We start from the raw sequence: 24,027 nt of genomic DNA, 5'->3' as shown, positions 1-24,027 counted from the left end.
GGCAGTGCTATGACGAAGCCCTCCCTCCCCGACCTGTTGCACGCCGCCGTATCCGCCGTCGGCGGCACGGAGCGCCCCGGCCAGGTGGCCATGGCCGAAGCCGTCGCCGAAGCGATCGACGACAACTCCCACCGGCTCATCCAGGCGGGTACCGGCACCGGTAAGTCCCTCGGCTACCTGGTGCCGGCCCTCGCCCACGGCGAGCGCGTGGTCGTGGCCACCGCGACCCTCGCCCTCCAGCGGCAGCTCGTCGAGCGTGACCTGCCCCGGACGGTGGACGCACTGCATCCGCAGCTGCGCCGCCGGCCGCAGTTCGCCATGCTCAAGGGCAGGTCCAACTATCTCTGCCTGCACCGCCTGCACGAGGGCGCTCCGCAGGACGAGGAGGAGGGCCTCTTCGACCAGTTCGAGGCGGCCACCCCCACGAGCAAGCTCGGCAAGGACCTGCTGCGCCTGCGCGACTGGGCCGACGAGACGGAGACCGGCGACCGCGACGACCTGACGCCGGGTGTGTCGGACAAGGCCTGGTCGCAGATCTCCGTCTCCTCCCGCGAGTGCCTGGGCGCGACGAAGTGCGCGTACGGAGCCGAGTGCTTCGCCGAGGCCGCGCGCGAGCGGGCCAAGCTCGCGGACGTGGTCGTCACCAACCACGCGCTGCTGGCCATCGACGCCATCGAGGGCGCGCCGGTGCTGCCGCAGCACGAGGTGCTGATCGTGGACGAGGCCCACGAGCTGGTCTCCCGGGTGACCGGGGTCGCCACCGGCGAACTCACTCCCGGCCAGGTCAACCGGGCCGTGAAGCGCTCGGCCAAGCTGGTCGACGAGAAGACCGCGGACGCGCTCCAGACCGCCTCCGAATCCTTCGAGCGCGTGATGGAGCTGGCGCTCCCGGGCCGCCTGGAGCAGATCCCCGAGGACCTCGGCTACGCCCTGATGTCCCTGCGGGACGCCGCGCGCAATGTGATCTCGGCGATCGGCGCCACCCGGGACAAATCCGTCCACGACGAGGACGCGGTCCGCAAGCAGGCCCTGGCGGCGGTGGAGAGCATCCACGCGGTGGCGGAGCGGATCACGAACGGCTCCGAGTACGACGTGGTCTGGTACGAGCGCCACGACCGCTTCGGCGCCACCCTCCGGGTCGCCCCGCTGTCGGTGTCCGGGCTGCTGCGCGAGAAGCTCTTCGAGGACCGTTCGGTGGTCCTGACCTCGGCCACCCTGAAGATCGGCGGCGACTTCAACGGTGTCGCCGCGTCCCTGGGGCTGTCCCCGGAGGGCGTCGAGGGCGACGACGTGCCCCTGTGGAAGGGCCTGGACGTCGGCTCGCCCTTCGACTACCCGAAACAGGGCATCCTCTACGTCGCCAAGCACCTGGCCACGCCGGGCCGTGAGGGCACCCGCGGCGACATGATGGACGAGCTCGCCGAGCTGATCGAGGCGGCGGGAGGCCGCACCCTCGGGCTGTTCTCCTCCATGCGCGGCGCCAAGGCGGCCGCCGAGGAGCTGCGCGGCAGGATCGACAACCCGATCCTGCTCCAGGGTGAGGAGACGCTGGGCGAGCTGATCAAGGCCTTCGCCGCCGACCCGAAGACCTGCCTGTTCGGAACGCTGTCGCTGTGGCAGGGAGTGGACGTGCCCGGTCCCAGCTGCCAGCTGGTGGTCATGGACCGGATCCCCTTCCCCCGCCCCGACGACCCGCTGATGAGCGCCCGCCAGAAGTCGGTGGAGGAGCACGGGGGCAACGGCTTCATGGCCGTCGCCGCCACGCATGCCGCCCTGCTGATGGCGCAGGGCGCGGGCCGACTCGTTCGGGCGACGGGGGACCGTGGCGTCGTCGCGGTCCTGGACCCTCGCCTGGCCACCGCCCGGTACGGGAGCTTCCTCCGGGCCACGCTGCCGGACTTCTGGTACACCACGGACCGCAACCAGGTCCGCCGCTCGCTCGCCGCGATCGACGCCACGGCCCAGGCCGACGGCACGTAGTACTCGCAAGGAACAGAACAACCCCCGGGACCGGCGCAGTGGGTCCCGGGGGCTGGCTAGGGAGCGGCGGGGTCAGACGCGGCGCAGGACCGCGACGACCTTGCCGAGGATGGTCGCCTCGTCACCGGGGATCGGCTGGTAGGCGGCGTTGTGCGGGAGGAGCCAGACGTGGCCGTCCTCGCGCTTGAAGCGCTTGACGGTGGCTTCCCCGTCCAGCATCGCTGCGACGATGTCGCCGTTCTCGGCGACGGGCTGGCGGCGGACGGTGACCCAGTCGCCGTCGCAGATGGCGGCTTCGATCATCGAGTCGCCGACGACCTTGAGGACGAAGAGCTCGCCGTCGCCGACGAGCTGGCGGGGGAGCGGGAACACGTCCTCGACCGACTCCTCGGCGAGGATCGGACCGCCGGCCGCGATCCGGCCGACCAGGGGAACGTAGGAGGCGGCGGGCTTCCCGGTGGTGTCCGTGGGCTGCGAGCTGGGCTGGTCCGAGCCGCGCACCTCGTAGGCCCTGGGCCGGTGCGGGTCGCGGCGCAGGAAGCCCTTGCGTTCCAGGGCCATCAGCTGGTGTGCCACCGACGACGTGCTGGACAGGCCGACGGCCTGGCCGATCTCCCGCATCGACGGCGGGTAGCCCCGGCGCTGCACGGAGTCGCGAATGACCTCGATGACCCTCCGCTGCCGGTCCGTGAGCCCGGAGCTGTCGGCGCGGATGCCTGGAGGTCGACCTGGCAGCGAGCGTGCGGGGCGCACTGCGGCGTCCGCGTCCGGGTTCAGGTTTGCGTCGTTCATGGCATGCACCGGCTCAAGTCGGCTCTGGGAGCGGTTCTGGGCAGTGATGGCGGCACTGTCTGCGGTGGTGGTCACGTCGGTCGGCCCCTCTCGAAATGTTCTCCCTAGCTGGACAACGGTAGTTGCTTTCGAAAGGTTGCGCCAAACACACGTTCGAGTGAAAAATCGCAGATCGCCCTGCGTGGGTAAATCGCGGGGTGTATGGACGATCGGATCGACGAACGCGGGTTCGGTCCGTCTCCCGCTGCTTACGGTACCCTTCCCGGTCGGGTCGCCGCCGTCCGGCCCTGCCCCCAGTGTGGCACCGCAAGGCCCTTCATCCGGCTATCGGACGCCGCGACACGCAGAGGCGTCCAAATCCGCCGCAACCCAAGATCTAGTGGTTGGATGAGCGCGGCCGCCCAGAAGTTGTGGTCCCTGGGTCCGCTGAGGCGCCTGGGATCGCATATGCTGGGGGCTGCTCCGCGAGCCCCCGACAGAGCCCGTCTCCGTCGTTCAGGGGCTCTGTGGGGTGATTCAGTCGTGCCGAGAAGGAAGGGTGAGGGAACCATGCACTGCCCCTTCTGCAGGCACCCCGACAGCCGCGTCGTCGACAGCCGCACCACGGACGACGGCACGTCGATCCGCCGGCGCCGTCAGTGCCCCGACTGCTCCCGTCGTTTCACGACGGTGGAGACGGCCTCGCTGATGGTGATCAAGCGCAGCGGGGTGACCGAACCCTTCAGCCGTACCAAGGTCATCTCCGGCGTGCGCAAGGCGTGCCAGGGGCGGCCGGTCACCGAGGACGCCCTCGCCAAGCTCGGCCAGCGGGTCGAGGAGGCGGTGCGCGCCACCGGCAGTGCCGAGCTGACCACCCACGACGTGGGTCTGGCCATACTCGGCCCGTTGCAGGAACTCGACCTGGTCGCGTACCTGCGGTTCGCGTCCGTTTACAAAGCGTTCGACACCCTCGAAGACTTCGAGACCGCCATCGCGGAGCTCCGCGTGCCGCGGCCTCACCCTGAAGAGTGCGAGCACGGCGGGACCGGTTCGGTCCCCGTGCCCGCCTCCGCCGCCGACTGACCGGGCTGCCCGCGGCGTGGTGCTCGTGCACCGGGTCGTGGCCGGTCGGCCGTGCGAAGAGACGTAGATACAGAGACACAGCACTGTGCCGCGGAATATCGCTGGCACTTTAGGGCGTTTTTGCCCGCATATGGGAGGCAGCGGCATGACAGAGACGGCGAGCAGCTCGGCACGTGGTTCCCGCGCCAAGGGGACCAGGGCTGCCAAGGGCGGCCTGCGTATCGAGCGCATCCACACCACCCCCGGCGTGCACCCTTACGACGAGGTGAACTGGGAACGCCGTGACGTCGTCATGACCAACTGGCGCGACGGCTCGGTCAACTTCGAGCAGCGCGGCGTCGAGTTCCCCGACTTCTGGTCGGTGAACGCGGTCAACATCGTCACCAGCAAGTACTTCCGCGGCGCGGTCGGCACCCCGCAGCGCGAGACCGGTCTGAAGCAGCTGATCGACCGGATCGTGAAGACGTACACGAAGGCCGGCGAGGACTACGACTACTTCTCGTCGCCCGCCGACGCGGAGATCTTCGAGCACGAGCTGACCTACGCCCTCCTGCACCAGATCTTCAGCTTCAACTCCCCGGTGTGGTTCAACGTCGGCACGCCCCAGCCGCAGCAGGTCTCAGCCTGCTTCATCCTGTCCGTCGACGACTCCATGGAGTCGATCCTCGACTGGTACAAGGAAGAGGGCATGATCTTCAAGGGAGGCTCCGGCGCCGGCCTGAACCTCTCCCGCATCCGCTCCTCCAAGGAGCTCCTCTCCTCGGGTGGCAACGCCTCCGGCCCGGTCTCCTTCATGCGCGGCGCCGACGCGTCCGCCGGAACGATCAAGTCGGGCGGCGCCACCCGCCGCGCGGCCAAGATGGTCGTCCTGGACGTGGACCACCCGGACGTCGAGGCCTTCATCGAGACCAAGGTGAAGGAGGAGGAGAAGATCCGCGCCCTGCGCGACGCGGGCTTCGACATGGACCTGGGCGGCGACGACATCACGTCCGTCCAGTACCAGAACGCCAACAACTCCGTCCGAGTGAACGACGAGTTCATGACGGCCGTCGAGAACGGCACCGAGTTCGGCCTGCGTGCCCGCATGACCGGCGAGGTCATCGAGAAGGTCGACGCCAAGGCGCTCTTCCGCAAGCTTGCCGAGGCCGCGTGGGCCTGCGCCGACCCGGGCATCCAGTACGACGGTGTGATCAACAACTGGCACACCTGCCCCGAGTCCGGCCGCATCACCGCGTCCAACCCCTGCAGCGAGTACATGCACCTGGACAACACGTCCTGCAACCTCGCCTCGCTGAACCTGATGAAGTTCCTGAACGACGACGGCAAGGGCGACCAGTCCTTCGACGCCGAGCGCTTCGCCAAGGTCGTCGAGCTCGTCATCACCGCGATGGACATCTCCATCTGCTTCGCGGACTTCCCGACCCAGAAGATCGGCGAGAACACCCGCGCCTTCCGCCAGCTGGGCATCGGCTACGCCAACCTCGGCGCCCTGCTGATGGCCACCGGCCACGCGTACGACTCGGACGGCGGCCGCACCCTCGCCGCCTCGATCACCTCGCTGATGACCGGTACCGCGTACAAGCGCTCCGCCGAGCTGGCCGCCATCGTCGGCCCGTACGACGGCTACGCCCGCAACGCCGAGGCGCACAAGCGCGTCATGAAGCAGCACGCCGACGCCAACGCCGTCGCGCCGCGCACCGACGACCTGGACAACTCGATCTGGGCAACGGCCACCGAGGCCTGGCAGGACGTCCTGCGTCTCGGCGAGAAGAACGGCTTCCGCAACTCCCAGGCCTCCGTCCTCGCGCCGACCGGCACCATCGGTCTCGCGATGTCCTGCGACACCACCGGTGTCGAGCCGGACCTGGCCCTGGTCAAGTTCAAGAAGCTCGTCGGCGGCGGCTCGATGCAGATCGTCAACGGCACCGTCCCGCAGGCCCTGCGCCGCATGGGATACCAGGAAGAGCAGATCGAGGCCATCGTCGCCCACATCGCCGAGCACGGCGTGGTCGTCGACGCCCCGGGTCTGAAGACCGAGCACTACTCGGTCTTCGACTGCGCCATGGGCGAGCGTTCCATCTCCGCGATGGGCCACGTCCGCATGATGGCCGCCATCCAGCCCTGGATCTCCGGCGCGATCTCCAAGACGGTCAACATGCCGGAGTCGGCGACCGTCGAAGAGATCGAGGAGATCTACTTCGAGGCGTGGAAGCTGGGCGTCAAGGCGCTCGCGATCTACCGCGACAACTGCAAGGTCGGCCAGCCCCTCTCCGCCAAGAAGAAGGAAGAGGAGAAGGAGGAGGTCACCGCCAAGACGGAGGAGACCATCCGCGCCGCCGTCGAGAAGGTCATCGAGTACCGGCCCGTCCGCAAGCGCCTCCCCAAGGGCCGTCCGGGCATCACCACCTCCTTCACGGTGGGCGGCGCCGAGGGCTACATGACCGCGAACTCCTACCCGGACGACGGTCTGGGCGAGGTCTTCCTGAAGATGTCCAAGCAGGGTTCGACCCTCGCGGGCATGATGGACGCCTTCTCGATCGCCGTCTCGGTCGGCCTCCAGTACGGCGTGCCGCTGGAGACCTACGTCTCGAAGTTCACCAACATGCGCTTCGAGCCGGCCGGCATGACGGACGACCCGGACGTGCGGATGGCGCAGTCGATCGTCGACTACATCTTCCGCCGCCTGGCGCTGGACTTCCTGCCCTTCGAGACCCGCTCGGCCCTCGGTATCCACACCGCCGAGGAGCGTCAGCGCCACCTGGAGACCGGCTCCTACGAGCCGCTCGAGGACGAGGTGGACACCGAGGCGCTGGCCCAGTCCGCCCCGCTCGCCGCGGTGCCGTCGGCCCCGAAGCAGTCCACCCCGGTCGCCGTCCCGGCGCCCGAGCGGAAGACGGCCCACAGCAGCGCCGAACTGGTCGAGATGCAGCTCGGCGTCTCCGCGGACGCCCCGCTGTGCTTCTCCTGCGGCACGAAGATGCAGCGGGCCGGCTCCTGCTACATCTGCGAGGGCTGCGGCTCCACCAGCGGCTGCAGCTGACAGAGGGCGCAGCGGTGCGGACACGGCGTCCGACGTAGTACGCGCCCGTAGCTGACCTGTGGTTCACGAAGGGGACCGGCCTGTGGCCGGTCCCCTTCGTGCGTCGGCCGTCAGTGGGGGATGCGGCGGGCGGGACGGGTGACGAGCTCCTCGCGGAACTCCGCTATCCGGGAATGGACCTGGCGCAGGAGGTGGGTGTCCTCGATGCGGTCCAGGTAGAGGCAGCGCGCGGCCAGGCCCGGCAGGTCGAAGGCGAAGCACAGCGCCATCAACGGGTTCACGAAGAGCTCGCTGCCGCTGGTGCGGGAGGTGAACCGGACGTCGCCGAAGGAGCCCCGCACGGCAGCGGCGATCGAGCCGTTGACGATGCTGGGCCGCTCCGGGGTGTGGTCCTGGGCATGGGCCACCGCGTCGAGGAAGAGCGCGCCCTCGCGGGTGGCGCGCGGTACGGAGAACGCGCCGAGATAGGCACCCTCGCGTTCCAGCGCGGCAATGTTCTCCAGCACCAGCGCGTGGCTGACCCCGTGGTACGCGTCCACGCCGAAGCCGACCGACACGACGAGGCGCTCCGGTACGTCGTCCAGCGCGGCCAGCGCCGCGAGGCTGGTCATGTCCTCCTCGGGGGTGCCGAGCCCCGCTTCGTCACCCCGCATCAGGATGTCGGTGCCGCCGTCGACCAGGACGATCGCGTCGATGCGGTGGAGGTCGACCAGGGTGCGGTAGGCGTCGCGCAGCGGTTGCACCCCGGTCTGGGGGAAGGCGTACACGGTGGACGGGTAGCCGTGCGTCTCCAGCCATCGGGCCAGGGTCCGCTCGGGGAAATAGGCCTGGTGGGGCGCGGTGTGGGGGGTGATGACGGCGAGGTCGGGAGCGGCCCAGTCCTCCAGGGGCAGTCCCGCGAGGTGGCTGAAGGAGAGGTTCGCCAGATGCACCTCCTTGCCCTGGTGGAGGAGGGAGAGGGCGACGGGGAGGCCGGAGTAGATGTCGAAACCGCCGCCCGCCCCCGCCACGAGGATCCGTTCGGCATCGGCGAGGCGGGCGAAGAGCGGGTTGGTGTGCAAGGCGGTCATGGCGATCATTGTGCGGGGCGCGGACGTGCCCATGCCCGGGATTTCCCGGGCCGTGCGACGCCGGAAGGCAGCCGGGGCGCAGGGGAGATGGGGAACATGTGGAGCGGTGACGAGCTGGACCTGGACGCGTATCTGACGCGGATCGGCCTCGGGGACGGTTCCCGGGCGGTGGGGGAACTCCGGCCGGACCTCCCCACGTTGTACGCAGTGCACCGGGCCCACACCGCCGCCATCACCTTCGAGAGCCTGGACGTCCTCCTCGGCCGCCCCGTCGCGCTGGACGTCCCGTCGATCGAGGAGAAGCTCGTGCACGGCCGCCGCGGCGGTTACTGCTACGAGCAGAACTCGCTGCTGGCCGCCGCCCTGGAGCGGATCGGCTTCGAGGTCATCGGGCGCGGGGCCCGCAACCGCACCCGCGGGGACTCGCTGCCGGCGGTGACCCATGCGGTGCTCGTCGTGACCGTCGACGGTGAGGAATGGCTGTGCGACGCCGGGTTCGGCCACCAGGGGCCCTGCGAGCCGGTTCCGCTGGGGCGCCCCGGTGCCGAGGTGCAGCAGGGGAAGTGGACGTACCGCATCCGCGAGGAGGCGGACGGGGTCCTCGCTCTGTGCATGCTGCGCGGGGAGACCTGGCGGGACCTGTACGCCTTCTCCCCGCAGCGCTACCACCCCGCCGACTACGTCGTGCTCCACCACTACAGCTCCGGTCACCCCCGCTCCTCCTTCGTCGGACGGGTGGTCGTCCAGCGTCCGGGCGATGACGTCCGCCGGGCGCTCGTCGGACGGGAACTCACCACCCTGCACCCCGGTGGGGGCACCGAGCGGCGGCTCGTCGACCCGGACGAACTCCTCACCGTGCTCGACCGGGAGTTCGGTCTTCGGCTGCCCGATCGGGACGCGGCGGAACTGGTGGGGATGTACCGCGCCGGGGACTGACCGGGGCCGCGCCTGGCCCGTACGATGGCGCAGTGCTGGTCAAGTGGATTCGCTGCACGGTGACGGACCGACGCGGGTTCGAGCGCGGGCAGCGAAAATGGGCGGGGCTGCCGGGCGAACCGGGATTCCGGGGGCAGGGCGGCGGCTGGAGCAGAGGCCGGCAGGGGGTCGCGCACGTCTTCGCGTTCTGGGAGAGCCGGTCCTTCTACGACTCCTTCATGGCGCGCTCGCACGACAGGCTGGCCGCCGCCCAGCACGGCACCTACACCGATCTGCGGGTGACCCTCTTCGACCACCGCTTCGACGTGAAGACCGGTTTCGAGCCGCGCTTCACCGATGCCGATGTGGTCCGGGTCGCGCACACCCGGGTCCGGGAGGGCCGGGTCGACCACTTCGCCCTCATGCAGGAGAAGGTGTGGAACCCGGCCATGGCGGGCTCGCCCGGGATGATCCGGGGGCTCTTCGGGGAGGCCCCGGGCCGGGAGTTCCTGGTGCTCTCCATGTGGCACGCCGCCGCCGAGCACGGCAAGTACCGGCAGGAGCGGGTCGAGCGGCTGTCCCTGCGCGCCCAGATCCAGGCGGACGTGGAAGCCCTCACCGGTGACGTCGTCGACCTCGAACCGTCCTGGACGGTGTGACCGTATGACGAGCGCCAGGCCGACCGGCGTGCCCGGTGGGCCGGCCCGGTTGTGGCCGAATAGGGTCGTGGCATGGTTCGACCACGGCGCATCGTCCTTGTCCGACACGGGGAATCGGAGGGAAACGCCGACGACTCGGTGTACGAGAGGGAACCCGACCACGCCCTGCGACTGACCCGCAACGGCCACGAGCAGGCCGCGGCGGCCGGGGTCCGGCTGCGCGAGATCTTCGGCGACGAGACCATCAGCGCGTACGTCTCCCCCTACCGCCGGACCCTGCAGACCTTCCGCGAGCTCCGGCTCGACCCCACACGTGTCCGGATGCGGGAAGAGCCGCGGCTGCGCGAGCAGGACTGGGGGAACTGGCAGGACCGGGCGGACGTACGGCTCCAGAAGGCGTACCGGGACGCCTACGGGCACTTCTTCTACCGCTTCGCGCAGGGCGAGTCGGGGGCCGACGTGTACGACCGGGTCGGGTCCTTCCTGGAGAGCCTCTACCGCAGCTTCGAGGCCCCGGACCATCCCCAGAACGTGCTGCTGGTGACGCACGGGCTGACGATGCGGCTGTTCTGCATGCGCTGGTTCCACTGGTCGGTGGCCGAATTCGAGGCCCTGTCCAACCCCCCGAACGGCGATTTCCGGATGCTCCTGCTGGGTCCCGACGGCCGGTACCGGATGGACCGCCCGTTTGAGCGGTGGACCACACCGGAGCCTTATGACCTGGACGGCTAGAGTGACCCGCGATGACGCCTGACTCCACTCCCGAACGGCGCTACGCACGCGCCATGGCCAGCCTCCGCGGGCTGGCGCTGGGTGACGCCCTCGGCTCCCAGTACTTCGTCCCCGTGAACTACCCGCTGCTCAAGCGGCGCGAGGTGCCCTCCGGCGCCGAGACGTGGCAGTGGACCGACGACACCGAGATGGCCTGCTCGGTGGTGGCCGTGCTCGCCGGGCACGGCCGGATCGACCAGGACGCGCTCGCGATGTCCTTCGCCCAGCACCACGACTTCGACCGGGGCTACGGGCCCGCGGTGAACCGGATGCTGCGCCTGGTGCGGGAGGGCGCGGACTGGCGCACGCTGGCCGCCGAACTGTTCAACGGGCAGGGCTCGTGGGGCAACGGCGCCGCCATGCGGATCGCACCGCTCGGCGCCTGGTACGCCGACGACCCGGAGCAGGCCACGCACCAGGCGGAGATCTCCGCCTACACGACCCATCAGCACCGCGAGGCCGTGTGCGGGGCGATGGCCGTCGCCGCGGCGGCCGCGCTGGCCGCGGGTACGCAGGCCCCGCCGAAGGCGGCCGATCTGCTGGACGGGGTGATCGCGCTCGTGCCCCGCAGTGCGGTCGGGGCCGGGCTGCGGCGCGCTCGGGACATGCTGGACTACGGCGACGCGACCACGGTCGCGGCCGTGCTGGGCTGCGGGCGGCGCACGAGCGCCCACGACACCGTGCCGTTCGCCCTGTGGTCGGCGGCGCGGGCCCTGGACGACTACGAGCGGGCGTTCTGGACCACGGCGCAGGTGGGCGGGGACGTCGACACGACGTGCGCGATCGTGGGCGGAGTGCTGGGCGCGCGCGGGGACGCCGTGCTGCCCGCCGAGTGGGTGGCGCGCACCGAGGCGCTGCCGGCCTGGCTGCCGCGGACGGCGGCGTAGCCCGTCTCTTCCGGACCGTGCCGGGCCCGCGCTGCCCGCCACGATCCGAAAGGGACGGCCTGGCTCCGCCCCCGCGTTCCGATTGTCACGGTCCTGCCACAGCAAGCTTTTGATCCTGTTCAAAACCTTGTGCCTGCTGCCTACCCTGTCCCCATCGCCGCCCCAGCCTGAACGTCGGGGCGGCCGACAGGGGAGGGGACCCGATGTCAGAGAACACCGGCGGGGCGGACGAAGCCCAGCCCAAGGCAGCGGCCAACGCAGAGGCCGTGACAGGGGATTCGCCCACAGGTCCGGCGCCGGCCCCGGCCGGCGGCGCGCCCGCCGACGCGGCCCGGCCGCAGCCGGGAGCACCGGCCGAGGCCGCCGCACGGACGGCCTGGCAACAACAGCAGCACCAGCAGCGACAGCAGCAACAGCGTCCCTGGGGTGCCCCGGCCGCGCACTCACCCGTGAAGCCCTCCTGGGCCACGCTGGTGCGCCCCGCCGAGGCCGCCCCCGTACGGACCGCGGCCCTCGTCGCCGTCCTCGCCTCCGGTCTCGCGGCCGCGTTCCTCCTGGCCGACGGCATGGGCCCCGGCCTGCTGCTCGCGGTGGTGCCCGCCGCCGTCGCCGCGTACGTCGCCGCCCGCGCGGCAGGCCGTACGGCCCGGCCCTGGACCCTGGCCTGGGTGGTCGGCTGCCTCGCGCTCCTCGTCGTACCCGCCCTGCGCGACTCCGCGTGGCCGGCCACGCTCGCGATCCTGGCCGCCGTACTGCTGGGCGCGCTCGCCCTCCACGGCAGCCGCACCTGGCCCGGGGTCTTCCTCAGTCCGCTCGGGTTCGTCGACTCCACCGTGTCCGGCATCGCCTGGATGCTCAAGGGGCTGCGCTCGCGCGGAGGGATCGGCAAGGACCGTTGGCTGCCCGTCGCCAAGGCGGCCGCGGTGGCCGTGGCCCTGCTCGTGCTCTTCGGCGCGCTGTTCGCCTCCGCGGACGCGGCCTTCGCCGATCTCCTGGGTGGCCTGATACCCGACGTGTCGGTCGAGGACGGCCCCATCCGCTTCATGCTCTTCGTCCTCGGCGCGGTGATCGCCATCGCGGCGGCCCGCACCGCGGCCGCACCGCTGCGCTGGGACCGCATCGAGGTGACCCCGGGCAAGCCGCGCTCCCGCGTCGAGTGGGCCCTTCCGCTCGTCGTGCTCAACCTGCTCTTCGCCGGCTTCAACGCCGTCCAGCTGGCCGTGCTGTTCGGCGGCTACGACAAGGTCCTGGAGAGCACCGACCTCACCTATGCCGAATACGCCCGCCAGGGTTTCTGGCAGCTGCTCTGGGCCACCCTGCTCACCCTCGCCGTGATCGCGCTTGCCCTGCGCTGGGCACCGCGCGACGGGGCCGGTGACCGGCGCCTCGTGCGGATCGTCCTCGGATCCCTGTGTGCGCTGACGCTCGTCGTGGTGGCCGCCGCGCTGCGCCGCATGGACCTCTACGTGGACGCGTACGGCCTGACCAGGCTGCGGGTGTCGGTGGCCGCGATGGAGCTGTGGCTGGGGCTGGTCATCGTACTGATCATGGCTGCCGGGGTGTTCGGCGCGCGCCGGCTGCCGCGCGCGGTCGCCGGCAGCGCGGCGGCGGCGGTCCTGGCCTTCGGCCTGCTGTCCCCGGACGGGATGGTCGCCGAGCAGAACGTGGCCCGCTTCGAGAAGGACAAGAAGATCGACCTGGCCTACTTCCAGTCCCTCTCGGCGGACGCCGTCCCCGCCCTGGACCGGCTGCCCGAGCCCCAGCGGTCCTGCGCCCTGCGCGGGATCAACGACGACATGGCCAGGGCCGGCGACGTGCCCTGGTACGCGATGAGCATGGGCGAGTACCGGGCCCGGGAGGTGCTGCGCGAGCGCCCGGTGACGGCGTCGTACGAGCTCTGCTCCCGCCTGGGCACCTTCGGCAGCCGCGTCGAGTAGGACGGGCGACCCGGCGGGGCCGGGCGCGGGGGAGGGTTCCCGTGCCCGGCCCCGTGCGTACGCGGGGGAGCCTGGGCAGGCGGCCGGACCGGCCTTCGCGGCGGCGCCGGCCAGGGCTTTCAGGTCGCTCTTGCCCACCCGCATCACCAGCAGGGCGGTGGCCAGGGCCAGCCCGGCCATCGCCACGGCGGCCGTGAACGAGGTGGAGATGCCCTGGGCCAGGACGAGATCCCCCCAGGGGTCGGGCAGTCGGCGGTCTCCTCGAAGGCGGCCGCGGCCTCGGGATCCGCCTGGGGCAAGAAGGCCGGGACCTGCTTCGTGGCCTCCTCGCGGCTGGCCGTACCGAAGACGGTGACCAGGATGGACAGGCCGAGCGAGCCGCCGACCTGCTGGCGGGCGTTCAGCAGCCCGGAGGCCGCGCCGGCCTCCTTCGCGCCCACCCCCGAGACGGCCGTCAAGGTCAGCGTCACGAAGTTCAGGCCCATGCCGAAGCCGAACAGCAGCATCGGTCCGAGCACGCCGGAGAGGTAGGTGCTGTCGGTCCGCAGCAGGGTCAGCCGGGCCAGCCCGGTGCCGGTGAGCGCGGACCCGGTGACCATGAAGGGCTTGGGCCCGAAGCGCGGCAGGAAGCGCTGCGAGAGGCCGGCGGCGGTGACGCGATGAAGAAGATCAGCACGCCGACGGCACGTTGACGAAGAGGACCCAGCGCCAGTCGACCCACTCGGTCAGCATGCCGCCGGCCAGCAGGCCGATCGCGCCACCGCCCGCGGAGACGGCGGCGAACACCCCGAACACCCTGTTCCGCTCGGGCCCTTCGGCGAAGGTCGTCGTGACCAGGGCGAGCGAGGTCGGGGAGGCGATCGCGCCGCCGACGCCCTGGAGGGCCCGGCCGCGAGCAGCTGCCACGGTTCCTGGGCGAAGCCGCCGAGGAGGGAGGCCAGGGTGAAGAGCAGGATTCCGGCCAGGAACACCCACCGCCGGCCGAGGATGTCACCGGCCCGGCCGCCGAAATAGTGAACGTCATCGTTCACCAAGGCTGAAGATGTGTGCGCCGGCGTCTCGGGCCGGTCGGAGGTGGGGAGATGGTGGGTTCGCGCCGGTCGTCGGCGTCGCCGGGGCACAGGCGGGGTCGCGAACTCGAACGGGCGATTCTCGACGCGGTGTTGGAGCAGGTGAGTACGGTCGGCTGGAACGCGCTCACCATGGAGGGCGTCGCCGCCGGCGCGCAGACGGGCAAGGCCGCGCTCTACTGGCGCCGGCCCTCGAAGGCGGACCTGGTGGCCGACGCGCTGCGCTCCGCACTGCCCCGGATCGGTGAGATTCCCGACTCCGGCTCGATCCGCGAGGACCTTTGCCTGCTGTGCGTGCGCACGAGGGAGGTCATGCACTCGCGCGCCGGGCAGGCCCTCTGGTCGGTGCTTCACGAATGCGATCACAAGACTGCGGAGCGGTTCCACGAGGTCATCGGGTCGGGGCTGCAGGAGCCCGCCCAGCGTCTGATCAGGGAGCTTGTCCTGCGTGGAATCGAGCGGGGGGACGTGCGACCGGACGCTACTGGTCCGTTTGTCGTGGATGTCGTTCCGGCGATGCTGATGTAGCGCGCCAAGGTGTGCGGTAGCGAATGGGGGGACTCGGACATCGCCGTGTTGATCGACGAGGTGATGGTGCCGCTGCTCAGGGTGTGAGGCGGGCGGGGGCGGCCGCGGGCGGGGACGAGAGGGGCTGGTGGCCGATCCCGGGCCCGTCGGACCCGGGCGGGGGTGTGCAGTGGGCTCGGGGCGGCGTAACCTTGCTGGCGCCATGCCGTACGAAGCACCCACCCACACCGTCGAGCGCTCCCTCCGTGCAACCACCGGCGCCAAGGTCATCGCCGGGGTCGACGAAGTCGGACGAGGGGCCTGGGCCGGTCCCGTCACCGTGTGCGCGGCGATCACGGGCCTGCGCCGGCCGCCCACCGGGCTCACCGACTCCAAACTGCTCACCCCCAAGCGGCGCGACGCCCTGCTCGACGTCCTGGAGGGCTGGGTGACCGCGTACGCGCTCGGGCACTCCACGCCCGAGGAGATCGACGAGCTCGGGATGACCGCCGCCCTGAGGCTCGCGGCGGAGCGCGCCCTGGAAGCCCTGCCGGTGCGGCCCGAAGCGGTGATACTCGACGGCAAGCACGACTATCTCGGCCCGCCCTGGCGGGTCCGTACGGTGATCAAGGGCGACCAGTCCTGCATCGCCGTCTCCGCGGCTTCGGTCATCGCCAAGGTCCGCCGCGACCGGATGATGGCCGAGCTCGGCGAACAGGGCGGTGGGATCGAGGACTTCGCCTTCGCCGCCAATGCCGGATACCCCTCGCCCGTACACCGCGCGGCTCTGGAGGAGCGGGGGCCCACCCCCTACCACCGGCTCTCGTGGTCGTACCTCGACGCGCTGCCCAGATGGCGTCACCTGAAGAAGGTGCGCCGCAGCGAGGAGTCGATGGAACTGGAAAACGGAGGCCAACTCGGCTTCGATTTCTGATCGCACCCATGTGCCACCGACCGGTACGTTTCGTACCGGTGTTTGATAGATGTCAACTCATGCCTCTCACCCCCGCCATCGAGGAGCCTCAGATTCACGAGAGTGCCCAGGGTCCCCGCGTCACGCCGGCCGCGAGCCGCACCGCGCAGACCCCCCGCCCCGTACCTGGTCCGCGTCCCGTCGCCGTCCCGCGGCCCGGACGCCCCGGTCCCGCCCGGCCCGCACCTCCCGCGCAGCGTGCGGCGCAGGCCACCCCCGGACCCGTTCCCGCAGCCCCTGCCCCCACCGCACCGTCCGTCTCCGCGGCGGTGCCGCAGATCCAGCTGATCCCGGCGTCCGCCGAGGGTGCGCTGGACGCGGCCGAAGAGGCCGTGGACCTGCTGCTCGACACCGGGCGCGCGCCCGGCGACATCCTGGTGCTCACCACCGGCGACCCGCACCCGTGGGCCGCCCACGAGCTGTCCTTCGGCGAGGCCGCGTACTGGGCCCTGCACGACGCCGGGGACGACGTCTTCTACGCGGACGCGGCGCAGGTCCAGCGTGCCGCCGGCCGTCCCGTCGTGGTCTTCGCGGCCAACGGCGGTGCGGTCGACACCGTCGCGGGCTCCCTGCCGGTGGCGCTCACCCGGGCGGGTGCGCTGCTGATCGTGTGCGGTGACCCGCAGCAGATCAACTCCGTGCTGGGTGCGGGCGTCTGACGCCCTGTACCCCGGCACGGGCGAGGGGCGGGGCGGGCGCTGAGCCGGCCCCGCTGAAGCCCGGCCCCGGACCCGGGCCGAGGTCCGAGCCGTGGCCCGAGCCGACACCCGCCAGGGTGCCCGACGCCTGATCCGCCGTACGCCCGGTCCCGGGTGCACGGCCGTGAGGCCTCGCCCGCGAGGAGGCCGCGCACCGGGTGCGGGCGTCAGCGCGCGGCGGTCCGGCGCAGGGCCTCGGCCGCGCCGCCGCCGGTGTGCAGGGCGAGCGGAGCGAACTCGGCCACGGTGTCACCGAGCCGCTGGGGCCGCGATTGCGAGCTGGGCCTCCGCCCGCCACGGCCTTCGCCCAGCACCTGCCAGCCGCCGCGGGTCAGCGTGATGTACGCGCCGCAGCGCAGCCCGTGCAGGGTGCAGGCGTCCCGCAGCCCCCACATCCACGCGCCGTCCTCCGGGGTCCACCGCTCGTCGCCCTCGCGGCAGTAGAGCAGCACGGCCGTGCGTACCGGGGTCCGTCGCCGCAGGTCGTGCGGGAGGACCCGGCGCAGCCGGGACAGCAGGGCGTTGCGGTACTCCCAGCCGTCGGCCGACGCCGAGCGCTGCACGAAGGAGGCGCTCGCCACGAGCTGTTCCTCCGGGCCGAGGACGGCGATCACCGCGGTCGAGGGCACCGGGCTGTGCCGGGAGTGCAGCCCGCTGACCACCTCGCGCGGATCGCGCAGCAGGGGAATGCCCGCCGACGTCCACTCGGACGGTTCCAGCAGTCTGCCGTGCCGGCTCGCGCCACCGGTGGCCGTTGCCAGGGACGATGTCGAAGGCGGCGTGAATCCGAAGGTCACGTTCCTCCCTTCGGGTACACGCCCGCGGACGGGCACGGCTGGAGTCGGGGCGCGCCGCAGCGCGGCCCAGGAGGGTGCCGAGGAGCCGAGCGGGAGCACTCCAATTCTCGCGTGGCTTGCGAGCATGCGGCAACGAGCAATTGACGACGCCGACCGGAATTCGCCGGTATGCCGTTCATATCCTTGCCCCGCCACGCCGAGAATGACGCATCCGGCCCCCGCGGAGCGTCGGCACCAGCAAGAACGCCTCCGTCGCGGGGTGAAGTGGCCGAGTGTCGTAGCCATCGGGTTGCATGGGGGCATGGACACCCAGGAGCTGCGCATCGAAGCCGACACGATCCTCGCCGAGCTGGTCGGCGACCCCGGGGGGTCGGCCCGGCTGCGGGAGGACCAGTGGCAGGCGGTGGCGGCCCTGGTCCAGGAGCGCCGCCGGGCCCTGGTGGTGCAGCGCACCGGCTGGGGGAAGTCGGCGGTGTACTTCGTCGCCACCGCCCTGCTGCGCCGTCGCGGCTCCGGTCCCACCGTGATCATCTCGCCGCTGCTGGCCCTGATGCGCAACCAGGTCGAGTCGGCGGCGCGGGCCGGCATCCAGGCCCGCACCATCAACTCCGCCAACCCGGAGGAGTGGGACGCCATCTACAAGGAGGTGGAGCGCGGCGAGACCGACGTCCTCCTCGTGAGCCCGGAACGACTCAACTCCGTGGACTTCCGCGAACAGGTCCTGCCCGAACTCGCGGCCACGACCGGTCTCCTGGTGGTCGACGAGGCCCACTGCATCTCCGACTGGGGCCACGATTTCCGCCCCGACTACCGCCGGCTGCGGGCCATGCTGGCCGAGCTCGCCCCCGGTGTTCCGGTCCTGGCCACCACGGCGACCGCGAACGCGCGCGTCACGGCGGACGTGGCGGAACAGCTGGGCACCGGCGCCGGCGAGGCCCTGGTGCTGCGCGGCCCGCTGGAGCGGGAGAGCCTGCGGCTGGGCGTGGTCCGGCTGCCGGACGCCGCCCACCGGCTGGCGTGGCTCGCCGAGCACCTGGACGAGCTGCCGGGCTCGGGGATCGTCTACGCCCTCACCGTCGCCGCGGCCGAGGAGGCCACCGCCTTCCTGCGGCAGCGCGGCTTCAAGGTGGCCCCGTACACGGGGCGCACGGAGAACGCCGACCGCCTGCAGGCGGAGACCGACCTGCAGGAGAACCGGGTCAAGGCGCTGGTCGCGACATCCGCGCTCGGCATGGGATTCGACAAGCCGGACCTCGGTTTCGTGGTCCACCTCGGCTCGCCGTCCTCGCCGATCGCCTACTACCAGCAGGTGGGCCGCGCCGGCCGCGGCGTCGAGCACGCCGACGTGCTGCTGCTGCCCGGCAAGGAGGACGAGGCCATCTGGCGCTACTTCGCCGACACCGCCTTCCCCCCGGAGGCGCAGGTCCGCCAGACCCTCTCGGCCCTCGCCGACGCGGGACGGCCGCTGTCCGTGCCCGCGCTGGAGGCGGCGGTGGACCTCCGGCGCACCAGGCTGGAGACCATGCTGAAGGTCCTCGACGTGGACGGCGCGGTCAAGCGGGTGAAGGGCGGCTGGGCGTCCACCGGCCGGCAGTGGACCTACGACTCCGAGCGGTACGCGTGGGTGGCCCGGCAGCGCGCCGCCGAACAGCAGGCCATGCGCGACTACGTGACCACGACGGGGTGCCGCATGGAGTTCCTGCGCCGGCAGCTCGACGACGAAGGGGCCGCCCCGTGCGGCCGCTGCGACAACTGCGCGGGGCCCTGGGCCGAATCCGCCGTCTCGGCGGAGATGCTGACCGGGGCGGCGAAGGAACTGGACCGTCCGGGCGTGGAGGTCGAACCGCGCCGCATGTGGCCGACGGGAATGCCGGCCCTGGGCGTCAACCTCAAGGGGCGGATCCCCGCCGGCGAGCAGTGCTCCACCGGCCGCGCCCTGGGCCGGCTCTCGGACATCGGCTGGGGAAACCGGCTGCGGCCCCTGCTGGCCGAGAACGCCCCCGACGTGCAGGTCCCGGACGACGTCCTGAACGCCGCAGTGGCCGTCCTCGCCGACTGGGCGCGTTCGCCCGGCGGTTGGGCGCCGAACGTCGCGGACCCCTCCGCCCGGCCGGTCGGGGTCGTCGCCGTCCCCTCCATGACCCGCCCGCAGCTGGTCGGTTCCCTGGCCCAGGGGATCGCGGCCGTCGGCCGGCTCCCGTTCCTCGGCACGCTGGCGTACACCGGACCGGGCGGAGCGCACGCGGCACGCCGCAGCAACTCCGCCCAACGACTGCGGGCGCTGTCCGACGCGTTCACCGTGCCCGAGGACCTGGCCGCTGCGCTGGCCGGCGCTTCCGGCCCGGTCCTGCTCGTGGACGACTGCACCGACTCCGGCTGGACCCTCGCGGTCGCCGCCCGGCTCCTGCGCCGGGCGGGCGCCGACCAGGTCCTCCCCCTGGTCCTCGCCTCGGCGGGCTGACCCGACGGCGGGAGCCCGGCCGCGCCCCCGACGCCCCGTTGCCCGTCCGCCGCTCGAGCGATGCCCGAGCGGCGGTTCGTAGAGAGACGGCAGTCGGCCGTCAGGAAGGAGGGCCGCTCTCCCGGCGCGAAGGACGGAAGACTGTGCAGGAATACCCCCAGGCAGGGCAGGCGGCGGACGCGTTCGGCGAGGTCGCGCGCGTCTTCGAGGAGAACTTCGCGGCGGGCGAGGAGCTGGGCGCGGCCGTCGGCGTCTACCACCGGGGCCGCCCGGTGGTGGACCTCTGGGGCGGCTGGGCGGACCCCGCGCGCACCGATCCGTGGCGTTCGCACACGCTGGCGGTGCTCGCCTCCCCGACCAAGGCACTGGTCACCGCGGCCTACCTGCACCTGGCCGACCGGCAGCGGCTGGACCTGGACGAGCCGGTCGCGGCGCACTGGCCCGAGTTCGCCGCCAACGGCAAGGCGGCCATCACCCCCCGCATGATCCTCACGCAGCGCTCCGGCATCGTCTGCCTGGACCACGCGCCCCTCACCCCGTCCGCTCTGCGCGCCCACACTCCGGTCGCCGAGGCACTGGCAGCGGCCCGCCCCGAGTGGGAGCCGGACACCGCGCACGGCTACCACGCCACCACCTACGGGCACCTGCTGAGCGAACTGGTCCGCCGCCGCACCGGGCTCACCGCGGGCCGCTACTTCGCCCGCCACCTAGCGGGACCCCTGGGCCTCGACGCGTACATCGGACTGCCCGCCGGCACGGACGCCCACCTCGCCACCATGCTGGAGTCCAAGGCGGAGGCCCTGATGGACGGCGCGGACCCCGGTACGGAGCTGGACATGCTCCGAGCCCTCGGCGAACCCGGGTCGCTCACCCACCGGGCCATGATCGGCAGCATGCGGCTGCACGACGCCCCGGACCCGTCCGTCGAGGACCCCTCGTACGGAGGCCTGGCCGGCGCCGGTTCGCTGTCCCGGCTGTTCGCCGCCCTGGTCGGCGAGGTCGACGGCATCCGCCTCATCGGCCCGGACCGCACCGCCGAACTGGCCCGCCCCTACTCCCGCGGCACGTGCGAGGTGGTGCTGCTGCCCAGCACCTGGGGCCTCGGCTTCATGCTCCCGGACAGCCCGGTCTTCCCGGCCTCCGCCGGCCTCGGCCCGCGCGCCTTCGGCTTCGACGGCGCCAACGGCACCTTCGTCTTCGCCGACCCGGACCACGAACTGGCCTTCGCATACGTCCAGAACGCCGGCTCGCGCACCATTGGCCGCATGAACGACCGGGCGCACCGCCTGGTCGCGGCCGTGTACCGGTCGCTCGGGGGGAGCGTGCGCGGGGCGTGAGGCAGAGGGCACCCCGGCGCGGGCTCTAGCGGTTTTCCAGGGCTCGTGAAGGGTGCTTTGAGCGGCCGCTGCGAGCGTGACGCCTCCCAGCCGACCCTTCGCGGAGGAAACATGGCCAACGCCAACGCCAACGCCAACGCCCACGCCGACGCCCCTGCCCACGCAGACGCACGCACCGCCCTCGTCACCGGAGCCACCAGCGGTATCGGCCTGGAGATCGCCACCCGGCTGGCCCGCGCCGGCCACCGTGTCTTCCTGGGCGCCCGCACCGCCGACCGTGTCGAGCACACCGTCGCCGCACTGCGGTCCGAGGGACTGGACGTGGACGGCCGGAGCCTGGACGTGACCTCCCGCGAGGACATCACCGCCTTCGTCCGGGCCGCCACCGAGCGCTTCGGTCCGGTGGGGATCCTCGTCAACAACGCCGGCCGCTCCGGCGGCGGCGTGACCCGCGAGGTCCCCGACGAGCTCTGGCTCGACGTCATCAACACCAACCTGAACAGCGTGTTCCTGATGACGAAGGACGTCCTCAACCACGGCGGCATGCTGGAGCAGGGCTGGGGCCGGATCATCAACATCGCCTCCACCGGCGGCAAGCAGGGCGTCCTGCACGGCGCCCCCTACTCGGCCTCCAAGCACGGAGTCGTCGGCTTCTCCAAGTCCCTCGGCCTGGAACTGGCCCGGACCGGGGTCACCGTCAACGCCGTCTGCCCCGGCTTCGTCGAGACGCCGATGGCCGCCCGGGTGCGAGAGACGTACGCCGGCCTGTGGGACGTCACCGTCGACGAGGCCCACGCCCGCGTCAGCGCTCGCGTGCCGGTGGGCCGGTACGTGCTCCCCGAGGAGGTCGGCGCGATGGTCGACTACCTCGTCGGCCCGGGCGCCGCCTCCGTCACCGCGCAGGCCCTCAACGTCTGCGGCGGCCTGGGCAACTACTGACCGGCCGCCGCCCCGCCGCAGTCCCGGCGCGCACGCGCCGCCCGAAGACCCGAAAGGACATGCCCTCCTCATGGAGAACACGGCCGAGCTGTACTTGGACCTGCTGGAAAAGGTCGTCACCAACCTCGTTTACGAGGACGCCCCGATCCCCAACGAGTGGTTCCCCGAGCGGGAGTTCCGCCCCGAGAACCGGGAGACCGGCACCGACTGGCCGAGCGTCGCGCACACCATGGTGGGCCTCAAGCGCGTCCGCAACATCCGCACCCTCCTCGACCGGGTCGTCGCCGACGGCGTGCCCGGGGACTTCATCGAGACCGGTGTATGGCGCGGCGGCGTCTGCATCTTCGCCCGCGGGTACCTCAAGGCCCACGGGATAACCGACCGGAACGTCTGGCTCGCCGACTCCTTCGAGGGCATCCCGGACACCGGCGAGGACGGCCACCCCATGGACCGGGAGATGGCCCTGCACCGCTGCAACGGCGTGCTCGGCGTCACCGCCGACACCGTGCGGGAGAACTTCGGCCGCTACGGACTCCTCGACGACCAGGTCCGGTTCCTTCCGGGCTGGTTCAAGGACACACTGCCGACCGCTCCCGTCGAGCGCCTCGCGGTGCTGCGCCTGGACGGCGACCTGTACGAGTCCACCCTCGACGCGCTCGACAACCTCTACCCGAAACTCTCCACCGGCGGCTTCGTCGTGATCGACGACTACTTCATCCCGGCCTGCCGCAAGGCGGTGGACGAGTTCCGGGAGAAGCACGGCATCACGGACGAGATCGAGGCCATCGACGAGTACAGCGTCTTCTGGCGCCGCTCCGCCTGAGCCGCCCGCCGACCGCCCGACCGTCCGCACACGCCATCGGCCTCCAGGATCTCCCAGGATCCCGGAGGCCGATGGCGTGTGCCGGTGGCGCCTCGGACGGTCAGGCGGCGGCGGTGCGGTCCGCCAGCTCCAGCGTCGTACGGCTGTTCCTGCCGAGCACCTCGCGCAGGTGCCGGCGGGCGTCGGCCACCGTGGCCCCCGCACCGAGGACCTCTTCCACGGCGGCGGGGTCGATCACCACCGTGTGCTCGGCCGTGACCCGGGCGCCCGCCCCGGTCCCGGAGTCGGTGAACTCCCATACACCGCTGTGTCCGAGCAGCAGCCGCGGCGGCACCAGCTGCTTGTAGGCGATCCGCTCCCCGGGCCGGCAGACGCGCACCGAGCGGGTGGTGTGCGCCGCCCCGTCGGCGGTGACGGTGTCCATCTCCATCTCCTGCACCCCGGCGGCGTCCTCGGTGAGCTCCACCCGGCCCACGTGGGGCAGCCGCTCGGGCCACAGGTCCGCGCGGTGCACGAACGCGTAGGCCTCCTGCGCGGTGCAGTCCAGGGCGACGGTGTCGGAGAAGGAGAACACCAGGTCGCCCGCGTCCGCGCCGAGCTCGGCGATCCGGGCCAGGGCCGCCAGTTCCAGCGGGCTGTTGCGGTCCAGCGCGGCGTTGATCCAGTCCACGGTGTCGGGGTCGTCGCCGACCGCCGTGAAGTCGTGCAGCAGCACGATGTCCGTACCGCCGTCCTCACGCACCTCGAAGATCCATTCGCCCCCCATGGAGGCGATGGGCGGAGCGCTCTCCTCCTGATCGAAGCGGATCCGCAGGTTCAGCGGGTCCAGGGTGCGGCGCGATACCCACGTCTTGACCTCGCCCCCCACCGTGGCCCACAGCCGGAACCGCTCGGAGAGCTCGCCGCGCTCCAGATAGTGCGCGGCGACGCTGGGCGCGAACACGGCCGGCCACCGGCCGACGTCGGTGGCGAGGTCGTACAGCGCCTGCGGCGGGGCGGTGGAGGTCAGGGCGTGCCGGGTGTGCCGACGCATGCCTCAGCCCGCCGCGGGGAGGGAGCCGTTGACGGCGTCCAGCAGCTCGCGCGGGGTGGCGACCTTGTCCGGGATCTCCACGCCGTACTCGCGCTGGATGACGGCCGAGGTCTCCAGCAGTGCCAGCGAGTCGTAGCCCAGCTCCGTGAAGGCGGTGTCGAGGATGTCTCCGTCGAGCTGGCCGCCCTCGCTGCCGGCGGAGTCCGACAGGATCCGGCGCAGGTCGTCCAGGGTCATCGTGGTGGTGGTCGGGTCGCTCATCGTTGAAATCTCCTT

General features: G+C 71.8%; 19 protein-coding genes and 2 pseudogenes. 15 read left to right on the top strand and 6 right to left on the bottom strand.

From position 1 onward, the window contains the following. The first annotated feature begins 9 nt into the window (after positions 1 to 9). The gene (locus tag AB0F82_RS23615) at positions 10 to 1,980 is read left to right on the top strand and encodes an ATP-dependent DNA helicase (protein WP_362631044.1); all 1,971 of its coding nucleotides are present in this window, start codon (positions 10 to 12) and stop codon (positions 1,978 to 1,980) included. Positions 1,981 to 2,052: 72 nt separating this feature from the next. On the opposite strand, the gene lexA is transcribed toward AB0F82_RS23615, so the two are convergent. Further along, on the bottom strand, positions 2,053 to 2,847 hold the full coding sequence (lexA, locus tag AB0F82_RS23610; protein ID WP_356810462.1) for a transcriptional repressor LexA: 795 nt from the start codon (positions 2,845 to 2,847) through the stop codon (positions 2,053 to 2,055). 474 nt (positions 2,848 to 3,321) lie between these two features. Between lexA and nrdR the strand changes: the two genes are divergently transcribed. Then, complete coding sequence (gene nrdR / locus AB0F82_RS23605) at positions 3,322 to 3,834, top strand: transcriptional regulator NrdR (RefSeq protein ID WP_030821262.1); 513 nt, start codon at positions 3,322 to 3,324, stop codon at positions 3,832 to 3,834. Between the two features lie 145 nt (positions 3,835 to 3,979). Continuing rightward, on the top strand, positions 3,980 to 6,874 hold the full coding sequence (locus tag AB0F82_RS23600; protein ID WP_362631041.1) for a vitamin B12-dependent ribonucleotide reductase: 2,895 nt from the start codon (positions 3,980 to 3,982) through the stop codon (positions 6,872 to 6,874). Between the two features lie 110 nt (positions 6,875 to 6,984). On the opposite strand, the gene AB0F82_RS23595 is transcribed toward AB0F82_RS23600, so the two are convergent. Continuing rightward, on the bottom strand, positions 6,985 to 7,944 hold the full coding sequence (locus tag AB0F82_RS23595) for a DUF1152 domain-containing protein (protein WP_362631039.1): 960 nt from the start codon (positions 7,942 to 7,944) through the stop codon (positions 6,985 to 6,987). A gap of 87 nt (positions 7,945 to 8,031) precedes the next feature. Here AB0F82_RS23595 and AB0F82_RS23590 point away from each other — a divergent pair, with 87 nt between their 5' ends. The 5 genes from AB0F82_RS23590 (at position 8,032) to AB0F82_RS23570 (ending at position 13,113) form a co-directional block, all read left to right on the top strand. After that, a complete protein-coding gene (locus tag AB0F82_RS23590) occupies positions 8,032 to 8,880 on the top strand; it encodes an arylamine N-acetyltransferase family protein (protein WP_362631037.1) in 849 nt (282 codons plus the stop codon). Positions 8,881 to 8,912: 32 nt separating this feature from the next. Further along, on the top strand, positions 8,913 to 9,518 hold the full coding sequence (locus AB0F82_RS23585) for a YdbC family protein (protein ID WP_030650343.1): 606 nt from the start codon (positions 8,913 to 8,915) through the stop codon (positions 9,516 to 9,518). A gap of 72 nt (positions 9,519 to 9,590) precedes the next feature. Continuing rightward, the gene (locus AB0F82_RS23580; protein ID WP_356810458.1) at positions 9,591 to 10,250 is read left to right on the top strand and encodes a histidine phosphatase family protein; all 660 of its coding nucleotides are present in this window, start codon (positions 9,591 to 9,593) and stop codon (positions 10,248 to 10,250) included. An 11-nt stretch (positions 10,251 to 10,261) separates the two neighbouring features. After that, entirely contained in the window at positions 10,262 to 11,176 is a 915-nt protein-coding gene (locus tag AB0F82_RS23575; protein ID WP_362631034.1) for an ADP-ribosylglycohydrolase family protein, read from the top strand. 203 nt (positions 11,177 to 11,379) lie between these two features. Then, the gene (locus AB0F82_RS23570; RefSeq protein WP_362631032.1) at positions 11,380 to 13,113 is read left to right on the top strand and encodes a DUF4153 domain-containing protein; all 1,734 of its coding nucleotides are present in this window, start codon (positions 11,380 to 11,382) and stop codon (positions 13,111 to 13,113) included. A 168-nt stretch (positions 13,114 to 13,281) separates the two neighbouring features. Here the strand turns inward: AB0F82_RS23570 and AB0F82_RS23565 are convergent. Further along, positions 13,282 to 14,120 (bottom strand): annotated as a pseudogene (locus AB0F82_RS23565) (MFS transporter); the annotation flags it as partial. Positions 14,121 to 14,195: 75 nt separating this feature from the next. Here AB0F82_RS23565 and AB0F82_RS23560 point away from each other — a divergent pair. From AB0F82_RS23560 to AB0F82_RS23550, 3 genes and pseudogenes are all read left to right on the top strand, one after another. Next, positions 14,196 to 14,798: pseudogene (locus AB0F82_RS23560) on the top strand (TetR/AcrR family transcriptional regulator). Positions 14,799 to 14,913: 115 nt separating this feature from the next. Beyond that, positions 14,914 to 15,624, top strand: a complete 711-nt coding sequence (locus AB0F82_RS23555) for a ribonuclease HII (RefSeq protein ID WP_356810455.1) — start codon at positions 14,914 to 14,916, stop codon at positions 15,622 to 15,624. A gap of 59 nt (positions 15,625 to 15,683) precedes the next feature. Beyond that, complete coding sequence (locus AB0F82_RS23550; RefSeq protein WP_362631029.1) at positions 15,684 to 16,322, top strand: hypothetical protein; 639 nt, start codon at positions 15,684 to 15,686, stop codon at positions 16,320 to 16,322. 206 nt (positions 16,323 to 16,528) lie between these two features. Here AB0F82_RS23550 and AB0F82_RS23545 read toward each other — a convergent pair whose 3' ends face one another. After that, complete coding sequence (locus AB0F82_RS23545; protein ID WP_362631027.1) at positions 16,529 to 17,158, bottom strand: hypothetical protein; 630 nt, start codon at positions 17,156 to 17,158, stop codon at positions 16,529 to 16,531. Positions 17,159 to 17,459: 301 nt separating this feature from the next. Between AB0F82_RS23545 and AB0F82_RS23540 the strand changes: the two genes are divergently transcribed. The 4 genes from AB0F82_RS23540 (at position 17,460) to AB0F82_RS23525 (ending at position 22,718) form a co-directional block, all read left to right on the top strand. After that, complete coding sequence (locus AB0F82_RS23540; RefSeq protein WP_362631025.1) at positions 17,460 to 19,619, top strand: RecQ family ATP-dependent DNA helicase; 2,160 nt, start codon at positions 17,460 to 17,462, stop codon at positions 19,617 to 19,619. Between the two features lie 143 nt (positions 19,620 to 19,762). Further along, a complete protein-coding gene (locus AB0F82_RS23535) occupies positions 19,763 to 20,956 on the top strand; it encodes a serine hydrolase domain-containing protein (protein ID WP_362631024.1) in 1,194 nt (397 codons plus the stop codon). A 111-nt stretch (positions 20,957 to 21,067) separates the two neighbouring features. Then, a complete protein-coding gene (locus AB0F82_RS23530) occupies positions 21,068 to 21,895 on the top strand; it encodes an SDR family NAD(P)-dependent oxidoreductase (RefSeq protein WP_362631022.1) in 828 nt (275 codons plus the stop codon). Between the two features lie 70 nt (positions 21,896 to 21,965). Continuing rightward, complete coding sequence (locus AB0F82_RS23525) at positions 21,966 to 22,718, top strand: TylF/MycF family methyltransferase (protein WP_356810449.1); 753 nt, start codon at positions 21,966 to 21,968, stop codon at positions 22,716 to 22,718. Positions 22,719 to 22,818: 100 nt separating this feature from the next. Here the strand turns inward: AB0F82_RS23525 and AB0F82_RS23520 are convergent, their stop codons facing one another. Both AB0F82_RS23520 and AB0F82_RS23515 read right to left on the bottom strand, forming a co-directional pair. Then, positions 22,819 to 23,751 carry an aromatase/cyclase gene (locus AB0F82_RS23520; protein WP_362631019.1) on the bottom strand — a complete coding sequence of 311 codons (933 nt, stop codon included), beginning with the start codon at positions 23,749 to 23,751 and terminating at the stop codon, positions 22,819 to 22,821. 3 nt (positions 23,752 to 23,754) lie between these two features. After that, a complete protein-coding gene (locus tag AB0F82_RS23515) occupies positions 23,755 to 24,012 on the bottom strand; it encodes an acyl carrier protein (RefSeq protein ID WP_362631017.1) in 258 nt (85 codons plus the stop codon). Positions 24,013 to 24,027: the final 15 nt, after the last annotated feature.

The organism is Streptomyces virginiae (assembly GCF_040638905.1).
Classification (GTDB): domain Bacteria; phylum Actinomycetota; class Actinomycetes; order Streptomycetales; family Streptomycetaceae; genus Streptomyces; species Streptomyces virginiae_B.
The sequence above is the reverse complement of the archived record's forward strand: the minus strand, read 5'-3'. Positions and strand labels throughout refer to the sequence as shown.

Excerpts from the sequence above, each read along its gene's own strand:
- AB0F82_RS23590 (WP_362631037.1), top strand. The coding sequence starts at position 8,032 with ATGGGGAACATGTGGAGCGGTGACGAGCTGGACCTGGACGCGTATCTG.
- AB0F82_RS23540 (WP_362631025.1), top strand. The coding sequence starts at position 17,460 with ATGGACACCCAGGAGCTGCGCATCGAAGCCGACACGATCCTCGCCGAG.
- AB0F82_RS23550 (WP_362631029.1), top strand. The coding sequence starts at position 15,684 with ATGCCTCTCACCCCCGCCATCGAGGAGCCTCAGATTCACGAGAGTGCC.
- AB0F82_RS23515 (WP_362631017.1), bottom strand. The coding sequence starts at position 24,012 with ATGAGCGACCCGACCACCACCACGATGACCCTGGACGACCTGCGCCGG.
- AB0F82_RS23595 (WP_362631039.1), bottom strand. The coding sequence starts at position 7,944 with ATGACCGCCTTGCACACCAACCCGCTCTTCGCCCGCCTCGCCGATGCC.
- AB0F82_RS23615 (WP_362631044.1), top strand. The coding sequence starts at position 10 with ATGACGAAGCCCTCCCTCCCCGACCTGTTGCACGCCGCCGTATCCGCC.
- AB0F82_RS23520 (WP_362631019.1), bottom strand. The coding sequence starts at position 23,751 with ATGCGTCGGCACACCCGGCACGCCCTGACCTCCACCGCCCCGCCGCAG.
- nrdR (WP_030821262.1), top strand. The coding sequence starts at position 3,322 with ATGCACTGCCCCTTCTGCAGGCACCCCGACAGCCGCGTCGTCGACAGC.
- AB0F82_RS23580 (WP_356810458.1), top strand. The coding sequence starts at position 9,591 with ATGGTTCGACCACGGCGCATCGTCCTTGTCCGACACGGGGAATCGGAG.
- AB0F82_RS23570 (WP_362631032.1), top strand. The coding sequence starts at position 11,380 with ATGTCAGAGAACACCGGCGGGGCGGACGAAGCCCAGCCCAAGGCAGCG.
- AB0F82_RS23530 (WP_362631022.1), top strand. The coding sequence starts at position 21,068 with ATGGCCAACGCCAACGCCAACGCCAACGCCCACGCCGACGCCCCTGCC.
- AB0F82_RS23600 (WP_362631041.1), top strand. The coding sequence starts at position 3,980 with ATGACAGAGACGGCGAGCAGCTCGGCACGTGGTTCCCGCGCCAAGGGG.
- AB0F82_RS23525 (WP_356810449.1), top strand. The coding sequence starts at position 21,966 with ATGGAGAACACGGCCGAGCTGTACTTGGACCTGCTGGAAAAGGTCGTC.
- AB0F82_RS23575 (WP_362631034.1), top strand. The coding sequence starts at position 10,262 with ATGACGCCTGACTCCACTCCCGAACGGCGCTACGCACGCGCCATGGCC.
- AB0F82_RS23555 (WP_356810455.1), top strand. The coding sequence starts at position 14,914 with ATGCCGTACGAAGCACCCACCCACACCGTCGAGCGCTCCCTCCGTGCA.